A 15,669-nucleotide genomic window follows, 5' to 3' on the forward strand; every position below is an offset into this window, starting at 1 on the left:
GGTGGTGGGTGGCGGTCACGAGAGGGCCTCGGCGATCGGGCCGAGCGCGAGCGCCGGGAAGAAGGTCAGCGCGGACACGAGCAGCACGGTGCCGCCGACCAGGCCGGCGAACAGCGGGCCGTCGGTCGGGAGCGTCCCGGCACCGGCCGGGACGCGGCGCTGGCGGGCCAGCGAGCCGGCGAGCGCCAGCACCGCCAGCATCGGCACGAACCGGCCGAACAGCATGGCCAGCCCCAGCCCGGCCTGGAAGAAGTCGCTGGTCGCGGTGAGCCCGCCGAACGCGGAGCCGTTGTTGTTGGCCGCCGAGGCCCAGGCGTAGAGGACCTCGGAGAAGCCGTGCGCACCGGTGTTGCCCAGTGCTCCCGCGGTGCCGGGCAGTGCGATGGCCAGGCCCGCGCCGATCAGGACGAACGCGGGCATGACCAGGATCGACACGGCGGCGTAGGTGATCTCGCGCCGGCCGAGCTTCTTGCCCAGGTACTCCGGGGTGCGCCCGACCATCAGCCCGGCCAGGAACACCGCGATGACCGCGAGCACCAGCAGGCCGTAGAGCCCGGAGCCGACGCCGCCGGGGGCGACCTCGCCGAGCAGCATGTTCAGCAGCGCGACGCCGCCGCCCGCCCCGGTGAGGCTGTCGTGGGTGGCGTTGACCGCCCCGGTGGACGTGCCCGTGGTGGACACGACGAACAGGGCGGAGCCGGGGATGCCGAAGCGCACCTCCTTGCCCTCCATCGCCCCGCCCGCGGCGAGCGCGGCCGGGCCGTTGGGGTGCAGCTCGGCGAGCCAGGTCGCGGCGAGGAACAGCGCCCACAGCCCGCCCATGACCGACAGCAGCACGACGCCCTGGCGGACCCGCCCGACCAGCACGCCGAACGTGCGGGTCAGCGCGACCGGGACGACGAGCATCAGGAAGATCTCGAGCAGGTTCGACAGCGGGTTCGGGTTCTCGAACGGGTGCGCGGAGTTGGCGTTGAGGATGCCGCCGCCGTTGGTGCCGAGCTCCTTGACCGCCTCCTGCGACGCGGCCGGCGCGAGCGCCAGCGTGTGCGTGCTGCCGTCGACGGTGGTGACGTCGACGCCGGAGCGCAGCGACTGCACCACCCCGGTGGCGACCAGCACGACCGCGGCGACGGCGGCGATCGGCAGCAGGATCCGGACGACGCCGCGGGTCAGGTCGACCCAGAAGTTCCCGATCCGGCCCCCCTCGTCGTCGCCGGCCGCGCCGTGGGAGACGAAGCCGCGGACGAGTGCGACCGCGACCGCCATGCCGACGGCGGCGGACACGATGTTCTGCACGGTCAGCCCGGCCATCTGCACGGTGTGGCCGAGGACCTGCTCGGGCACGTAGGACTGCCAGTTCGTGTTGGTCACGAACGACACCGCGGTGTTGAACGCCATCGCGGGCGACACCGAGGTGGCGCCGTCGGTGCCGCGGCCGAACCCGAGCGGGAGGAAGGCCTGCAGCCGCTGCATCAGGTAGAGCAGCGCGATCGAGACGAACGAGAAGCCCAGCACGCCCGCGGCGTAGGTCGTCCAGCGCTGCGGGGACGCGGCGTCGATCCGGCAGACCCGGTAGACGAGCCGCTCGGCCCGCCAGTGCCGGGTGTCGGTGTAGACCCGCGCCATCCAGTCGCCCAGCGGCTTCCAGGTCACGGCGAGCAGCGCCACCAGCGCCGCCGCCTGCGCGAGCCCCGCCATCAGAACCGCTCCGGGCGGAGCAGCGCGATCACCAGGTAGACCAGCAGGGCCAGGGCGAGCACACCCCCGGCGATGTTCGCGATCACAGCTTCTCCATCCCGCGCAGGGTGAGCGCGAGGACGGCGAAGGACGCCACCAGCAACGCGATGTAGGCCAGGTCGGCCACGGGACTCTCCTCGGTCGTGCCCACCCGCCGGCATGTCCGGCGGGCTGCGGGGATCGTGCGCCGCACCGGGGGTCGCGCCCACGGCGATGACGGCGGATTGACGCCCACCGGGTCGCGCGTTGACGCGTTCTTGACGCCCGGTGGTGGCCATCACGTCCCCCGGACGGGCGGTCGGTCTCAGGAACCCGTCAACACACGCGCGTGACGACGCCAACACCGCGTCAGGAGCCCGGCCGGTCCGCCGCCGGGGGCGCACGCTCCCGCGCATGCTGCAGCGCCGCCCCGCCCGTCCGGTCCCGCCGCCGCCCCTGTCCGGGGGCGCCGGTTTCGTCGCCGCGATCGCCACCGGCGTCGCCGCGGGGCTCGCCTCCGGTGCCGCGGGGGCAGCCGGTGCGGGGCCCGGCCTCGTCGCCGCGGTCGCGGTCGCCGTCGCGGTGGTGGGGACGGCGGCCCTCGCCGTCGCGACGACGGCGGCCGGTGCGCTGGCCGCCGCGGCGGTCTGCTGGGGGTTCGCCGACGGCTTCGGGCTGCACCGCCTCGCCGAGCTGCACACCGGCGCGCGGGACCTGGAACTCCTGGCCGGGCTGCTGGCGACCGCGCTGGTCACCCACCTCGTCCCGGCGGTTGCGCGGCACAGCGCTGGTTACCCTGCTCGGTGACGGCCCGGGCACCCGCCCGGCCGGCCCGGCGGGGAGGTCTGTGCATGTCGGTGATCGACAACGCGGTCTACGTCGACGGCAAGCGGGCGGCGGCGCCCGACTCCGTCGACAGCGCGGTCGAGGCGCTGCAGGGCTGCCGTGCCGACCACGGCGGCGACGCACCCGCGTTCTGCTGGATCGGCATGCTGCGGCCGGGCGTCGACGAGATCCACCAGGTCGCGGCGGAGTTCGGGCTGCACGCGCTGGCGATCGAGGACACCGTCAACGCCCACCAGCGGCCCAAGCTGGAGCGCTACGGCAGCACCGAGTTCGTGGTGCTGCGCCCGGCCCGCTACGTCGACTCCGACGAGGTCGTCGAGATCGGCGAGGTGCACCTGTTCCTCGGCCCGGACTTCGTCATCACCGTCCGGCACGCCGCCGAGCCGCAGCTCGGCGAGGTCCGCGACCGGCTGGAGGGCGACCCGGACCTGCTCTCGCACGGCCCGATGGCGGTGCTCTACGCGGTGCTGGACCGGGTCGTCGACGACTACTTCCCCGTCCTCGACGGCCTGCAGGACGACATCGACGAGATCGAGGTGCAGGTCTTCCGCGGCGACCCGAACGTGTCGCGGCGCATCTACCAGCTGACCCGGCAGGTCATCGCGTTCCAGCGGGCCGTCGAGCCGCTGCAGGAGATCTTCGTCGAGCTGCGGGCCCGGTTCGCCAAGTCCGGCGACGCCCCGGACCTGGAGCTGCGCCGGGCGATGCGCGACGTGATCGACCACGCCACCCGGGTGCGGGAGCGCGTCGAGGGGTTCCGCGACCTGCTCGGCAACATCCTGACGGTCAACTCCACCCTGGTCGCGCAGCGGCAGAACGAGGAGATGACCCGGCTCACCGAGGCGGGCTTCGCGCAGAACGAGCAGATGAAGCGGGTGTCGTCGTGGGCGGCGATCCTGTTCGCGCCGACCCTGATCGCCGGCATCTACGGCATGAACTTCGACGAGATGCCGGAGCTGCACTGGGCGCTGGGCTACCCGATGGCCATCGGGCTGATGCTGCTGCTCGGGCTGGGGCTGTACCTGGCGTTCAAGCACAACGACTGGCTCTGAGGGCCGGGCGTCCACCCCCCGTGGACGCCCGGCCCCCGGCTCAGCCGCCGGCTCCGGGTGTGGCCGGTGCCGGGGTCGCCTGCGGCGCGGTGGTGGGCGCCTGCGTGCTCGGACGGGCCGCCGTGGTCTGCGGGATCGTCACGACCAGCGGCGGCGGGGGCACGGTCACGCACTCCCCCGACGACGGGTCGGTCGTGCGCACACCCTGCGGGTACGGCCCGGGCGCCGGGGCGGTCGAGGTGGCCGCGGAGCCGTCGGTGGGGCAGTACCCGTCGTCGACGGCGAGCGGGCGGCCGTTCTCGTCGAACAGGTAGACCCCGGTCAGCGGCCTGCCCTTCGCGTCGAAGGGCCGCACGTCGGACACCGTGTTCCCGTCGAGGGTCAGCCCCGGCGGCGGCGTGTACGACGAGACGTCGGTGTCGCGGTCCTGCCCCTGGGCCAGCACCCCGGCCACCAGCAGGCCCGCGGCCAGTGCGTTCAGCGGCACCACGGCCCACAGCAGCCGGCGGTCGGCCGCGCTGCGGCGGCCGAGCAGCACCGACAGCGGAACCGCGGCGACGGCGAGGACGACGGTGATCAGCAACCCGGCGGACCCGCCCCCGCCGAACACCCATCCGACGAAGCCGGCCGCGACCAGCCCGCGCAGCACCCACCAGCCGGGCTGGAGGGTCAGGACGAACGCGCCGACCCCGCCGTCGTCGCGGGTCCGGGCGATCCGCTCCCGCAGCGCCACCACCGACGGCAGCGCCGCGACCGACGGCTGCCCCGGCCCGTCGGACCACACGGCGAGCGCCCCGGCCCCGGCGGCCAGTGCCGCGAGGAACATCGGGAGCGCCGCCGAGGGCCCGACCTGCCACACGGCGAGGCCCGCGAGGGCCATCAGGCCGGTGGCGCCGAGGAGCGCGATCACCGCGAACCACGCCCCGCCCGTGCGGGGGCGTTCGGCGGACGCCTGCGGGGCCGGATAGCCCGCGGCCGCGCGCAGCTCCGCCGCGTAGGCCTCCGGCGTGCCGAGGCGCTCGCGGACCGCGGCCCGGTCGAAGCCGGGTCCCAGCTCGTCGGAGAGGTCGGCGAGGTGGCCCCGCGCGTCCTCGACGATCTCCTCGACCTCCGCCGGGGGCAGGTCGGACAGCGCCTCCCGCAGCCCGAGCAGGTACTCGGTGCCGACCGGGTCGCCGATCCGGGTCGTGGCGGCGCCGTCGGGGCCGCCGGTGCCGTCGGTGCTCACGTGCCCACCAGGCCTTCCATCGTGGTGGCGAACGCGCGCCACCGGTCGGTCGTCTCCTGCAGCCGGGTCCGGCCCGGCTCGTTGATCGCGTAGTACTTGCGGTGCGGCCCCTCCTCACTGGGGACGACGTAGGAGGTCAGCAGACCCGCACCGTAGAGCCGGCGCAGCGTGCCGTAGACCGACGCGTCCCCCACCTCACTGAGCCCGGCCGCGCGCAGCGCGCGGACGACCTCGTAGCCGTACCCGTCCTCGCGGTCGAGCACGGCGAGCACCGCGAGATCGAGCACTCCCTTGAGCAGCTGACTGGTGTCCATCGCACCTCCTTGCGCACCGAAGAGTACTACGCAGTGCGCAGTAGTGCGCGCACCACTGCACCCTGTGCGTGTCAAGGTGCCGCCAGCGGTGGCACCGGCCGCGTCAGGGCGGCGTAGCGGGAGCGGGCACGGAGGCGCCCGCGGGGTGACAACGGAGGGGCACGGCGCCCGCACCGGGCGCCCGCCACCAAGGAGTCATCCCGGTGACCCTCGCCGACCTGCTCCCCTCCCTCCGCCCGACGCTGGCCGCCCGCCTCGAGCCGGGCCTGTGGCCGGTCACGACCCGCGCGACCTCCGACGGCGCCCTGCAGATCGGCGGGGTCGACCTCGCCGAGCTCGCCGCCCGCTTCGGCACCCCGGTGCAGGTGCTCGACACCGCCGACGTCCGCGCCCGCTGCCGCGCCTACCGGGCCGCGCTGCCCGACGCCGAGATCGTCTACGCCGGCAAGGCGTTCCTCTGCCGCGGGATGGCCCGCCTGGTCGCCGACGAGGGCTGCTCGGTCGACGCCTGCTCCGGCGGCGAGGTCGCGGTGGCCGCGGCCGCGGGGCTGCCCGGCGACCGGATCGTGCTGCACGGCACCGTCAAGACCGACGAGGACCTCAAGGCGGCGTTCGCCGCGGGCGTCGGGCGGATCGTGCTGGACTCGGCGGCGGAGGTCGACCGGATCGCCGCGCTCGCGCCGCACCGGCAGAAGGTGCTGCTGCGGATCAGCCCAGACGTCGACGCCGGCACCCACCCGGGGCTCACGACCGGCACCGCGTCGTCGTGGTTCGGGATGCCGCCCGCCGAGGCGTGCGAGGTCGCCGGACGGGTGCTGGCCCGCCCGGAGCTGGAGCTGGCCGGGCTGCACTGCCACCTCGGCTCGCAGGTGCCGTCGGTGTCGCGCTACGAGCGCGCCGCGGTCCGGATGGTGGGCGTGCTCGCGGCGCTGCGCGCGCGGTACGGGATCACCGTCGCCGAGCTGGACCTGGGCGGCGGCCACGCGGTCGGCTACGCCGAGGGCGAGCCCTGCCTGGACCCGGCGACCTTCGGCCGGGCCGTGCGGGGCACCCTGGCCCGGACCTGCGCGGCGCACGGGATCGACGAGCCGCGGCTGCTGGTCGAGCCGGGACGCGCGGTCGTCGCCCGGGCCGGGGTGACGCTCTACCGGGTCGGCGCCGTGCAGCGCTGCGGCGACGGCCGCACCACCGTGCTGGTCGACGGCGGCATGAGCGACGACCCGCGCCCCGCCCTCTACGGCGCCCGCTACCCGGTCCGGCTCGTCGGGCGCGCCACCCGGGCGCCGCTGGAGACGGTCCGCGTGGCGGGGCGGCACTGCGAGTCCTCCGACGTGATCGCCGACGGCGTCCGGCTGCCCGCCGACGTCGCGCCCGGGGACCTGCTGGCGGTGCCGGTGTCCGGCGCGTACCACGCGTCGATGGCCTCGACCTACAACCAGGTCCCGCGCCCGCCGGTGGTCGCCGTCGCCGCGGGGGCGTCGCTGCCGCTGCTGCGCCGCGACACCCCGGAGGACCTGCTGCGCCGCGACTGCTCCTGACCTCGGGCGCCGCTCAGCGACGGGGCCGCGGCGCCGGCTGGCACCGCGGGCAGGTGAACGACGAGCGGTTCATGAACGCGTCCCGACGGATCGGGGTGCCGCAGCGACGGCACGCCCGGTCCGCCTGGCCGTAGACGTTCAGGGAGCGGTCGAAGTAGCCCGAGGCGCCGTTGACGTTGACGTACAGCGCGTCGAAGGAGGTCCCGCCCTGGGCGAGCGCCTCGTGCATGACGGTCGTCGCGGCGTCGAGGACGGCGTGGCCCTGGGCCCGGGTGAGCTTCTCGGTGGGCCGGGTGCCGTGCAGCCGGGCCCGCCAGAGCGCCTCGTCGGCGTAGATGTTGCCGATCCCGGAGACGACGGTCTGGTCGAGCAGCGCCCGCTTGACCTCGGTGCGACGGCGACGCAGCGCCGCGACGGCGTCGTCGGCCGAGAACGCCGGGTCCATCGGGTCGCGCGCGATGTGCGCGACCGGCTCGGGCACCAGGCCGCCGCCCGCGGCCGCGGCGAGCGGGTGCACCGACAGCCCGCCGAAGGTGCGCTGGTCGACGAAGCGGAGCTCGGGGCCGTCGTCGTCGAAGCGGACGCGGACCCGCAGGTGCTTCTCGTCGGGCGCGTCCGGGGGCTCGACGAGCATCTGCCCGGACATGCCCAGGTGCGCGAGCAGCGCGTCGTCGCCGGGGCCTGCGGTGTCCAGCTCCAGCCACAGGTACTTGCCGCGCCGCGCGGCCGCGGACAGCGTGCGCCCGGTCAGCCGGCCGGTGAAGTCGTCCGCGCCGGTCGGGTGCCGGCGTACCGCGCGCGGGTGCAGCACCTCGACGCGGGCGATCCGCCGGTCCAGCACGTGGTCGGCGAGGCCGCGGCGGACGACCTCGACCTCGGGCAGTTCCGGCATCGACGGCTACCGGGAGGAGCCGGCGCTCTCGTCGGACAGCGCGTGCCAGGCGATCTCTGCCGCCTTCTGCTCGGCCTCCTTCTTGGTGCGCCCCTCGCCGCTGCCGAGGTCACGACCCCCGACGACGGCGGTCGCGGTGAACACCTTCAGGTGGTCCGGGCCCTCCTCGTCGATCCGGTACTCGGGCACGCCGTGCCCGCCGGCGGCGGTGAGCTCCTGCAGGCTGGTCTTCCAGTCCAGGCCCGCGCCGAGCAGCGGGGCACTGTGCAGCAGGTCCGCGAACAGCCGGTGGATCAGCTCGCGGGACGGCTCGAGGCCGTGCGCGAGGTACACCGCGCCGAGCAGCGCCTCGGTGGCGTCGGCCAGGATGCTGGCCTTCGACCGGCCACCGGTCAGCTCCTCACCGCGCCCCAGGTACAGGTACGCGCCGAGGCCGTGCGGCCCGTCGTCCGGCGTCGGCAGCGCCACCGCGACGGTGGCGAGCGCGTGCATGTTGACCACGCTCGCGCGCAGCTTCGCCAGCTGCCCCTCGGGCAGGTCCGGGTGGTCCCGGTAGAGCCGCTCGGTGATCACGATCGACAGCACCGAGTCGCCCAGGAACTCCAGGCGCTCGTTGGTCGGCAGTCCGCCGTGCTCGTAGGCGTAGGACCGGTGGGTCAGCGCCAGCGTGAGCAGCGCCTCGTCCAGGTCCACACCGAGTGCGGACAGCAGAGGTGACCGGTCCGTCACCGGACCGGTCACGCTCTTGTCGCCCACTGCTGCGATCAGGCCGGGCTGGTGACCTGACGGCCGTCGTACTGCCCACAGGTCGGGCAGGCGATGTGCTGCAGCTTCGGCTCACGGCAGGCGCGGTTCGAGCAGGCGACCAGGGTCGGCGCAGTGGCCTTCCACTGCGACCGGCGCGCACGCGTGTTCGACCGCGACATCCGGCGCTTGGGAACGGCCATGATGACACTCCTCGGTACTTCGAACGATCAGGTCTGCCCACCGGGGAGCGGGCTCACGAGGAGCCGCCGCTCAGTCGGTGGAGGGCAGGCGCTCACGGAGCGCCGCCCAACGAGGATCCAGTGTCTCATGCCCGTGATCCGACGGGAGATCGGCCCACCTCTCGCCGCACTCGACGCACAGACCGGGGCAGTCCTCGCGGCACAGCGGCGCCATCGGGAGCTCGGTGACGATCGCGTCGCGCACGGTCTGGGTGAGGTCGATGCGCTCGTCGACCAGGCGCGGGATCTCGTCGGCGTCGGTGGTCTCCTCGGTGACCGAGTCCGGGTAGGCGAACAGCTCGCCGATCCGGACCTGCACGTCCTCACCGATCGGCTCCAGGCAGCGCGAGCACTCCCCCGCCAGCCGGGCGTCGGCCGTGCCGGAGACGTAGACGCCCTCGGTCACCGACTCCAGGGACACGTCGAGCTCGACGTCGGACCCGCCAGGGACGGTGATCACCCCGGTCAGGCCGATCTCGGCGTCGCCCGACGGCGCGGGGACCGTACGGGCCACGGTGCGCTGGTTGCCGGGGCGGCGGGCCAGCTCACGGGTGGAGAGGACCCAGGGGTTGTCGTCGGGACGGTTCTGGCTGCGCGCGGTGTTCATCTCGCGGACCAGCGTACGCGGCCCGTTCAGTCGCGTCGTCGCACGTCGAACGCGTCGGCGACCAGGGCGCCCAGCTCCAGAAACGCGTCCGCGGTCGCCGGGCGGAGCCGGGCCGGGTCGACCCGGCCGCCGGTGGCCAGGTGCGGGTCGTGCGGGACCTCGACGACGCCGCGCACCCGCTGGGCGAAGTGCTCGCGGATCCGGGCGGCGTCGACCTCGGCGCTGCGCCGGTCGCAGGACAGCACAACCACCGCGTCGCGGACGAGGTCGCCGTGGCCGTGCGCGACCAGCCAGTCCAGCGTCTTGCTGGCCCGGCCCGCACCGTCGACGGTCGGGGCCCCGACGACGACCACCGAGTCGGCGCGCGCGAGGGTGCCCTGCATCGTGGAGTGCACCATCCCGGTGCCGGAGTCGGTGATGATGATGTTGAAGAAGCGGCCCAGGAGGTCGACGACACGCTCGTACTCGTCGCGGGAGAACGCCTCTCCCGAGGCGGGGTCCTGCTCCGAGGCCAGGATCTGCAGGCGCCCGGCGAGGCTCGTGTAGCGGGACACGTCGGTCCAGGTGCCGACCGAGTCCAGGTCGTTCAGCAGCTCGCGGACGGTGATCCGGGAGTCGCCGGTGAGGCGGTCGGCGAGCGTGCCGGCGTCGGGGTTGGCGTCGAGGACGACGGCCCGGTCCCCGCGGTGCTCGGCCAGCGCCTGTCCGAGGCAGGCCGCGACCGTGGTCTTGCCGACGCCGCCCTTCACCGACATGACCGCCACCCGGTGCGCCCCGGCCAGCGGCGCGCGGACCCGGGTCAGCAGCCCGGAGCGGAGCTCCTCGGCGTCGCTCGGGCCCGGGTTCACACGGCCGCCGGTGACGTCGTAGAGGGCGCGACGCCAGCCGGTGCGCGGCCGGTCGGGCCGCGCGCGCAGCATGGCGTCCTCACGCAGGTCCGCCGCGGCCGCCCCGGGGTTCCCGCGCGGGGCCTCGGAGCGGGGGAGCTCGGGACGCGGGGCCTCGGGGACCGCAGGGGCCGCGGCCTCGGCCGGGGGCTGCGCCGGGTTCGTCACAGGGGGTCCTTCCAGCCGGTGCCCGTAGCGTGCCCACCAGGTCGTCGGGTCGGGTTCGGGCCGGCGTGCCATGCGCGGGAGAGTAGTACGGCGGGTGACCTGGATTCCTGCGTCCGGCGTATCCGACCACAGCGACTGCGCGTGGTGAAGCACCTGTGTCGCAGCAGTACCCGTGATCACCCGGCCGCGCGGGCCGCCTGCCGGGTCGCGCCGGGCGTCTCGCCGAGCACCGCCCGGTAGCGACGGGTGAAGTGGGCCTGGTCGGCATAGCCGAGATCGGCGGCCAGCCCGGCCAGCGCGGTGTCCGGGTCGGTCCGGAGCACCGCGGCGGCGTGCTGCAGGCGACGGCACTCGATCAGCCACAGCGGGGTCAGTCCGATGTGACCGCGGACCAGGCGTTCCAGGGTCCGCGGCGCGACACCGACGAGCTCGGCGAGCTGGTCGGCGCGCAGGACGTCGGCGCGGGACTCGGCCAGCGCGCAGGCCCGGTTGACCAGGCGTCCGGCGTCGGTGACCCGGTCGGCCAGCGGGGCGAGCCAGTCCCGCACCGTCGCGGCCGGGTCGCCGCCGGCCACGGCCGCGGTGAGCTCCGCCACCGGCGCGCCGCGGACCTCCTCGGCGGTCCCGCGCAGCGCGGCGGGTGCGGTGGCCGTGAACAGCGAGGTCGCGCCGGGCCGCAGCAGGACGCCGACGACCCAGGACCGCCCGGCCAGCTCCCGGACGTCGACGCCGGTGCGCGGCCCGTGCAGCGTCGCGGTGACCGGGTCGGTCACGAGGTTGAACGCCGGGTACTGCAGCACCCGCTGGCGCACCGTGCGTCCCGGCCGGACGTCCCAGCGGGCGGTCCAGACCCACCGGACGAGGTCGTCGAGCCCGATGGGCACCCGGTCGAGCGTGACCTCGGGGGCACCCGGGTTCAGGTGTCCGCGCGACTCGACGGTCATCGGCCACCCCCCTTGTCGGCAATGTTCAATCCGCGCCGCCGCGGGGCGGGGAGGCTCGTCGTATGGAGCTCACGAGCAGCGTCACCGGCGCCCACACCACCGACGGCCGTCCGCACGGGGTCACCTCACTCACCCCGCACCTGGTGGCATCGCCCGCCCGCGCGGCGATCGAACTCTACTGCGCCGCCTTCGGGGCCCGGGTGCTCTCGGTCACCGAGATGGGCGGGATGGTCGGGCACGCCGAGCTGGAACTGGCGGCCGGCCGGTTCACCGTCTCCGACGCGATGCCCGACTACGGCCTCGTCGCCGCCCCGGCGGGCGACCACCCGGTGTCGCTGTCGCTCGCGGTGTACGTGCCCGACGTCGACGCGGCCGTCGCGACGCTGGCCGAGGCCGGGTCGACGGTGCGCGAGCCGGTCTCGACGTTCGTGTCCGGGGACCGGTTCGGCTCGGTCGTCGACCCGTACGGGGTGCGGTGGGCGGTGATGACCCGGGTGGAGGACCTGTCGCCGGAGGAGAGCGGGCGCCGGGTCGAGGAGTGGGCGGCGCAGCAGGGTTGAGGACGCGGCGGCCCGGTCGGCATCGCGTTGTGGGGGGCTCGGTCGCGATCGAGGCTTCGGGGTCCGGTCGCGCGGGCGCCGGCGCGGGCACTCGCCGGGTCGCGGGGTGCCAGGCGCGCGGCCCGGGGCGCGCGGTCGCAGGGTGGGGCGGCGGGCGCACTCCCGGGCTCGGGCCCCGATCCGGCGATGGACTCGGTTCGACCGGGCTCATACCGCGGTCCTGGTCGGACAGCGGATCTGGACGGGCGCGGGAGCACCTCGGGAAGTTTTCCCGCAACCAGACGCACCTACCCGGCCTTGAACGCGCCCTCGAGCCCCTGCCCAAGGCTCGGGCTGCAGTGCACCGCGCTCGTGGTCTCGTTCGCGCGGCACGGGCGCGGCCCGTCCCCCGCACCGACGATCAGCACCTCCCGGACGACGACGACACCGACGTTCCCACAGCTCATGAATTCGCAATCGCGAACGGAAACTAGCGATCGAACACACGTTCGAGCATCCTCGATGGTGTGACCGCGACCCAGGAGCCACCCGCCCACGCCACCGGCGTGCCCGGCGGCGGGTTCCCGTCCGGTGACCTCACCCTGCTCCGGTTCCTCGTCGAACAGGCCCTGAGCGCCGACACCTGCGCGTGGTCCGAGGCCGAGCTGATCGACCAGATCCAGGAGATCGAAGCCCTCCAGGCCTCCCTGGCCGCCCTCCAGGCGAGCCGGATCCGGGTCTTCGCCCAGGCCCATGTCGAGAACCGGCGTGTCGACGACCGGAGCGACTTCGACAAGATCCACCGCAGCGTGATCGCCCAGGTCCAGCTGGCCTGCCGGGTCTCCACCGCCGAGGCCCGCACCCGCGTCGCCGACGCCCGCGACCTGCACGCCGGGCTCGACGACATCCGACGCCTCCATGAGGCCGGGCAGCTCAGCGCCGCCAAGGTCACCGCGATCGCCGTCGAGTGCCGCGACCTCAACACAGCTCAGCGGGCGCGGGTCGATGCCCGGCTCGCCGCCGTGCGTGACCTGACCCGGTACGGGATCGGGCGGCTGCGGGCGATGACCCGGCGTCTGGTCGCCGAGATCGCCCCCGACCGGTTCCGCGCCCGGGTCCACGCGGCCAAGGCCGAGCGCCGGGTCACCCTGCGACCCGCGCCGGATGCGATGAGCTACCTGACCGCCTACGTGCCGGTCGAGCAGGGCGCCGCCTGTCTGGCCGCGCTGCAGAAGGCGTTCGTCGAGGTCCAGGTCGACCCCGAACCGCTGACCCGCACCCGTGGGCAGGTCCTGGCCGACACCCTGGTGGAGCGGGTCACCGGTCAGGCCACCGCGACGGCGGTGAACCTGGACGTACAGGTCACCGTCCCGGTCCAGGCCCTGCTCGACTCGCAGTCCCCGCTCCCCGCGGAGATCCCCGGCTTCGGTCCCGTTCCGGTAGACCTGCTCGCCACCAGCGAGGGGACGAAGTCCCTGCGCCGGCTGCTCACCGACCAGGGCATCGTGATCGGCGGGGACTCCCGACAGCGCACCTTCACCGGACTGCTCGCCACACTCGTGAAAGCCCGGGCGCAGAACCGGTGCACCGAGCCCTACTGCGACGCACCCGTCCGCCACGTCGACCACATCCAGCGGGATGCCGACGGTGGGCGGACCGAGCTGGACAACGGACGCGGGGTCTGCGAGTTCCACAACCACGTCCGCGAACAACCCGGCTGGCACATCGCCCGGGCCCCGGACGGGACGGTGGTCACCAGGACCCCGACCGGGCACACCTACCGCGGACCGGACTGACCCGGTCGTCGGACGGTGTGCCGCGGGCCCTCCGCTCCTGGATGCCGTTCCGGAGCGCCTAGTCTCGGACGGTGATCTGCGCTGCTCCGCCGTCCGTCGTCCCGGCGACCTGAGACCGGTGTTCCGGCCCCGATCGCTCCCGCTGGCCTTCGCGACGGCGTCGGTGTCCTTCGTGGTGGTCTGCGCCGCGGCCGGGGTGCCGGCACCGCTCTACGTCGTCTACCAGCGGTCCTACGGCATCTCGACGGTCGCGCTCACCGGGGCGTTCGCCGTCTACGTCGTGCCGCTGCTGGCCGCCCTGCTGTGCTGCGGCAGCCTGTCCGACCACGTGGGCCGGCGCCGGGTGGCGGTGCCCGCGCTGATCGTCGGCGCGGTGGCGTGCCTGGTCCTCGCGACCGTCGACTCGTCCGTGCCGTTGATCATCGGGCGGGCGGTCCAGGGGGTGTCGGTGGGGCTCGCGCTGGCCGCGCTCGGCGGCTACGTCGTCGACCTGGCGCCCCCGACGCGTCCCGGGCTGGCCGGGGCGATCACGAGCGGCGCACCGCCGGGCGGCATCGCGCTCGGCGCGCTCGCCTCCGGAGCCGCGGTGCAGCTCGCGCCGGGCGGCGCACCCGTCTGGTCCTTCGTCGTCGCAGCAGGACTGCTCGTCGTGGCCGCCGTGGCGCTCGCCCTGCTGCCGGAGACCACGGCCCGGCGGCCCGGGGCGCTGCGGTCGCTGCGGCCGGAGGTCCGGGTGCCCCGCGCCGCGCGCCGGGTGTTCCCGATGGTGTGTGTCGTCGTCGCGGCGACCTACGTCCTCGGCGGGTTCACCCAGGCGCTGGCCCCGTCGCTCGCGACCTCCGTGCTGGGCCGCGACGACCTGTTCAGCGGCGCCCTGGCCGTCGCGGTCTACCACCTCGCGGGACCGGCGGCGGGGCTCGCGGCCGCCCGGCTGCCCGCTGCCCGCGCGCTGACCGGCGGGGCCGTCGTGCTGGCGGCCGGCACCGCCGGGTTCGTCGGCGCGATCGCCCTCGGCAGCTTCGCCGCCTACCTCGCCGCCGCGGTCGTGGCCGGGGCCGGGTTCGGTGTCGCGTTCGCCGGCGCGATCCGGGTCCTGCTCGACCGGAGCCCGGAGGGCACGCGCGCCGGCACCCTCGCCGCGGTCTACCTGTACTGCTACCTCGCGGCCGCCGTGGCGAGCCTGCTGGCGGGGGCCGCGGTCGACGTGTGGGGCCTGGCGCCGGTGGCGTCGGTCCTGTGCGGTGTGGTCGTGGTGATGTCGGTCGTGGGCGCCGCCGGGGCCGCGCTCCGGCTCCGCGGCACGGTGGACCCCGGGTGAGCGCCGCGCCGGCGCGCCGCCGGGACTCCCCGGGCCGCCGCGGCCGTCAGTCGATCAGGTCCATCCCGGTGCCGGTGCGGCCCTGCTCCGGCGGCCGTCCGCCGCCGTAGTTCGGGCCGTACTGGCCGCGCCAGATCTGGCTGCGCCCGCGCCCGACGACGCCGAGCGCGTTGTTCAGGGTGGTCTCCAGCTCGCCCAGGGTGGTGTCGACGTAGTCGTCGCACTCCCGGCGCAGCCGGTCGGCCTCGGCGTGCGCGCCGTCGACGATCCGGCCGGCCTCGGCGTGTGCGGAGCGGACGACCTCGGTCTGGGACACCAGCCGGGTCTGCTCGTTCTGCCCGTCGGCGATGAGCCGGTCGTGCGCGGCCCGGCCGGCGTGGCTCATCCGCTCGGCCTCGTCCCGGGCCCGGTCGGTGACCTCGGCGTACTGGCGGCGGCCCTCGGCGACCGCGCGCTCCGCCTCGTGGCGGGCCTCGGCCAGGGTGCGCCCGGCCTCCTCCTGGGCCTCGGCGACGAGCCGCTCGGCCTCGGTGCGCGCGTTCTGCAGCGTCTCCTCGGCCTCGGAGTTCGCCGCGGTCCGGGTCTCCTCCGCCTCGCGCTCGGCCTCGGACACGACGTCGTCGCGCCGGTCGAGCACGTCCTGGGCGTCGTCCATCTCGCCCGGGATCGCCTCGCGGACGTCGTCGAGGAGCTCCAGCACGTCGCCGCGCGGGACCACGCAGTTCGACGTCATCGGGACGCTGCGCGCCTCCTCGACGATCGTCACCAGCGCGTCCAGCGACTCGAAGACCCGGTACACGCGACGGATCCTCTCACCGTCACGGGCGCGGACCCGTTA

18 protein-coding genes are annotated in these 15,669 nt (G+C 75.0%); 6 read left to right on the forward strand and 12 right to left on the reverse strand.

Features of this window, described 5'->3' with window-relative positions; genetic code table 11:
- Window positions 1-15: 15 nt before the first annotated feature.
- Window positions 16-1,698, reverse strand: a complete 1,683-nt coding sequence (gene kdpA, locus DMP17_RS19135) for a potassium-transporting ATPase subunit KdpA (RefSeq protein WP_337830225.1) — start codon at window positions 1,696-1,698, stop codon at window positions 16-18.
- Window positions 1,698-1,784 (reverse strand): K(+)-transporting ATPase subunit F, encoded by an 87-nt coding sequence (gene kdpF / locus DMP17_RS19140; RefSeq protein WP_062400985.1) that lies wholly within the window; start codon window positions 1,782-1,784, stop codon window positions 1,698-1,700. Before kdpF ends, kdpA begins: the two co-directional genes overlap by 1 nt.
- Before the next feature lie 346 nt (window positions 1,785-2,130).
- Between kdpF and DMP17_RS19145 the strand changes: the two genes are divergently transcribed.
- Window positions 2,131-2,523 carry a hypothetical protein gene (locus DMP17_RS19145; RefSeq protein ID WP_226355731.1) on the forward strand — a complete coding sequence of 131 codons (393 nt, stop codon included), beginning with the start codon at window positions 2,131-2,133 and terminating at the stop codon, window positions 2,521-2,523.
- 44 nt (window positions 2,524-2,567) lie between these two features.
- The gene (locus DMP17_RS19150) at window positions 2,568-3,614 is read left to right on the forward strand and encodes a magnesium and cobalt transport protein CorA (RefSeq protein ID WP_226355730.1); all 1,047 of its coding nucleotides are present in this window, start codon (window positions 2,568-2,570) and stop codon (window positions 3,612-3,614) included.
- Window positions 3,615-3,654: 40 nt separating this feature from the next.
- On the opposite strand, the gene DMP17_RS19155 is transcribed toward DMP17_RS19150, so the two are convergent.
- Window positions 3,655-4,842, reverse strand: a complete 1,188-nt coding sequence (locus DMP17_RS19155; RefSeq protein WP_337830226.1) for an HAAS signaling domain-containing protein — start codon at window positions 4,840-4,842, stop codon at window positions 3,655-3,657.
- Window positions 4,839-5,156, reverse strand: a complete 318-nt coding sequence (locus DMP17_RS19160; RefSeq protein ID WP_226355728.1) for a PadR family transcriptional regulator — start codon at window positions 5,154-5,156, stop codon at window positions 4,839-4,841. The genes DMP17_RS19155 and DMP17_RS19160 overlap by 4 nt, the downstream gene beginning before the upstream one ends.
- Before the next feature lie 203 nt (window positions 5,157-5,359).
- Here DMP17_RS19160 and lysA point away from each other — a divergent pair, with 203 nt between their 5' ends.
- A complete protein-coding gene (gene lysA / locus DMP17_RS19165) occupies window positions 5,360-6,694 on the forward strand; it encodes a diaminopimelate decarboxylase (protein ID WP_337830227.1) in 1,335 nt (444 codons plus the stop codon).
- A gap of 13 nt (window positions 6,695-6,707) precedes the next feature.
- On the opposite strand, the gene mutM is transcribed toward lysA, so the two are convergent.
- The 6 genes from mutM to DMP17_RS19195 all read right to left on the reverse strand — a co-directional run bounded on the left by mutM (window position 6,708) and on the right by DMP17_RS19195 (window position 11,178).
- Window positions 6,708-7,586 (reverse strand): bifunctional DNA-formamidopyrimidine glycosylase/DNA-(apurinic or apyrimidinic site) lyase, encoded by an 879-nt coding sequence (gene mutM / locus DMP17_RS19170; protein ID WP_226355726.1) that lies wholly within the window; start codon window positions 7,584-7,586, stop codon window positions 6,708-6,710.
- Window positions 7,587-7,592: 6 nt separating this feature from the next.
- Window positions 7,593-8,342: a ribonuclease III gene (gene rnc, locus DMP17_RS19175; protein ID WP_226355725.1), complete on the reverse strand. Its 750-nt coding sequence runs from the start codon at window positions 8,340-8,342 to the stop codon at window positions 7,593-7,595.
- Between the two features lie 8 nt (window positions 8,343-8,350).
- A complete protein-coding gene (rpmF, locus tag DMP17_RS19180) occupies window positions 8,351-8,533 on the reverse strand; it encodes a 50S ribosomal protein L32 (RefSeq protein ID WP_020626225.1) in 183 nt (60 codons plus the stop codon).
- Between the two features lie 70 nt (window positions 8,534-8,603).
- Complete coding sequence (locus DMP17_RS19185) at window positions 8,604-9,179, reverse strand: YceD family protein (RefSeq protein ID WP_062400972.1); 576 nt, start codon at window positions 9,177-9,179, stop codon at window positions 8,604-8,606.
- Window positions 9,180-9,205: 26 nt separating this feature from the next.
- Window positions 9,206-10,306 carry a MinD/ParA family ATP-binding protein gene (locus DMP17_RS19190; protein WP_337830228.1) on the reverse strand — a complete coding sequence of 367 codons (1,101 nt, stop codon included), beginning with the start codon at window positions 10,304-10,306 and terminating at the stop codon, window positions 9,206-9,208.
- A 104-nt stretch (window positions 10,307-10,410) separates the two neighbouring features.
- The gene (locus tag DMP17_RS19195; protein ID WP_226355724.1) at window positions 10,411-11,178 is read right to left on the reverse strand and encodes an AraC family transcriptional regulator; all 768 of its coding nucleotides are present in this window, start codon (window positions 11,176-11,178) and stop codon (window positions 10,411-10,413) included.
- A gap of 62 nt (window positions 11,179-11,240) precedes the next feature.
- Between DMP17_RS19195 and DMP17_RS19200 the strand changes: the two genes are divergently transcribed.
- A complete protein-coding gene (locus DMP17_RS19200; RefSeq protein WP_226355723.1) occupies window positions 11,241-11,738 on the forward strand; it encodes a VOC family protein in 498 nt (165 codons plus the stop codon).
- 287 nt (window positions 11,739-12,025) lie between these two features.
- Here the strand turns inward: DMP17_RS19200 and DMP17_RS19205 are convergent, their stop codons facing one another.
- Complete coding sequence (locus DMP17_RS19205) at window positions 12,026-12,184, reverse strand: hypothetical protein (protein WP_337830229.1); 159 nt, start codon at window positions 12,182-12,184, stop codon at window positions 12,026-12,028.
- A gap of 60 nt (window positions 12,185-12,244) precedes the next feature.
- On the opposite strand from DMP17_RS19205, the gene DMP17_RS19210 reads away from it, so the two are divergent.
- Both DMP17_RS19210 and DMP17_RS19215 read left to right on the forward strand, forming a co-directional pair.
- Window positions 12,245-13,513 carry an HNH endonuclease gene (locus tag DMP17_RS19210; protein WP_337830230.1) on the forward strand — a complete coding sequence of 423 codons (1,269 nt, stop codon included), beginning with the start codon at window positions 12,245-12,247 and terminating at the stop codon, window positions 13,511-13,513.
- Between the two features lie 118 nt (window positions 13,514-13,631).
- Complete coding sequence (locus tag DMP17_RS19215; protein ID WP_337830231.1) at window positions 13,632-14,831, forward strand: MFS transporter; 1,200 nt, start codon at window positions 13,632-13,634, stop codon at window positions 14,829-14,831.
- A gap of 46 nt (window positions 14,832-14,877) precedes the next feature.
- Here the strand turns inward: DMP17_RS19215 and DMP17_RS19220 are convergent, their stop codons facing one another.
- Complete coding sequence (locus DMP17_RS19220; RefSeq protein ID WP_226355720.1) at window positions 14,878-15,630, reverse strand: DivIVA domain-containing protein; 753 nt, start codon at window positions 15,628-15,630, stop codon at window positions 14,878-14,880.
- Window positions 15,631-15,669 lie beyond the last annotated feature (39 nt).

Source organism: Pseudonocardia sp. TMWB2A (genome assembly GCF_017312135.1).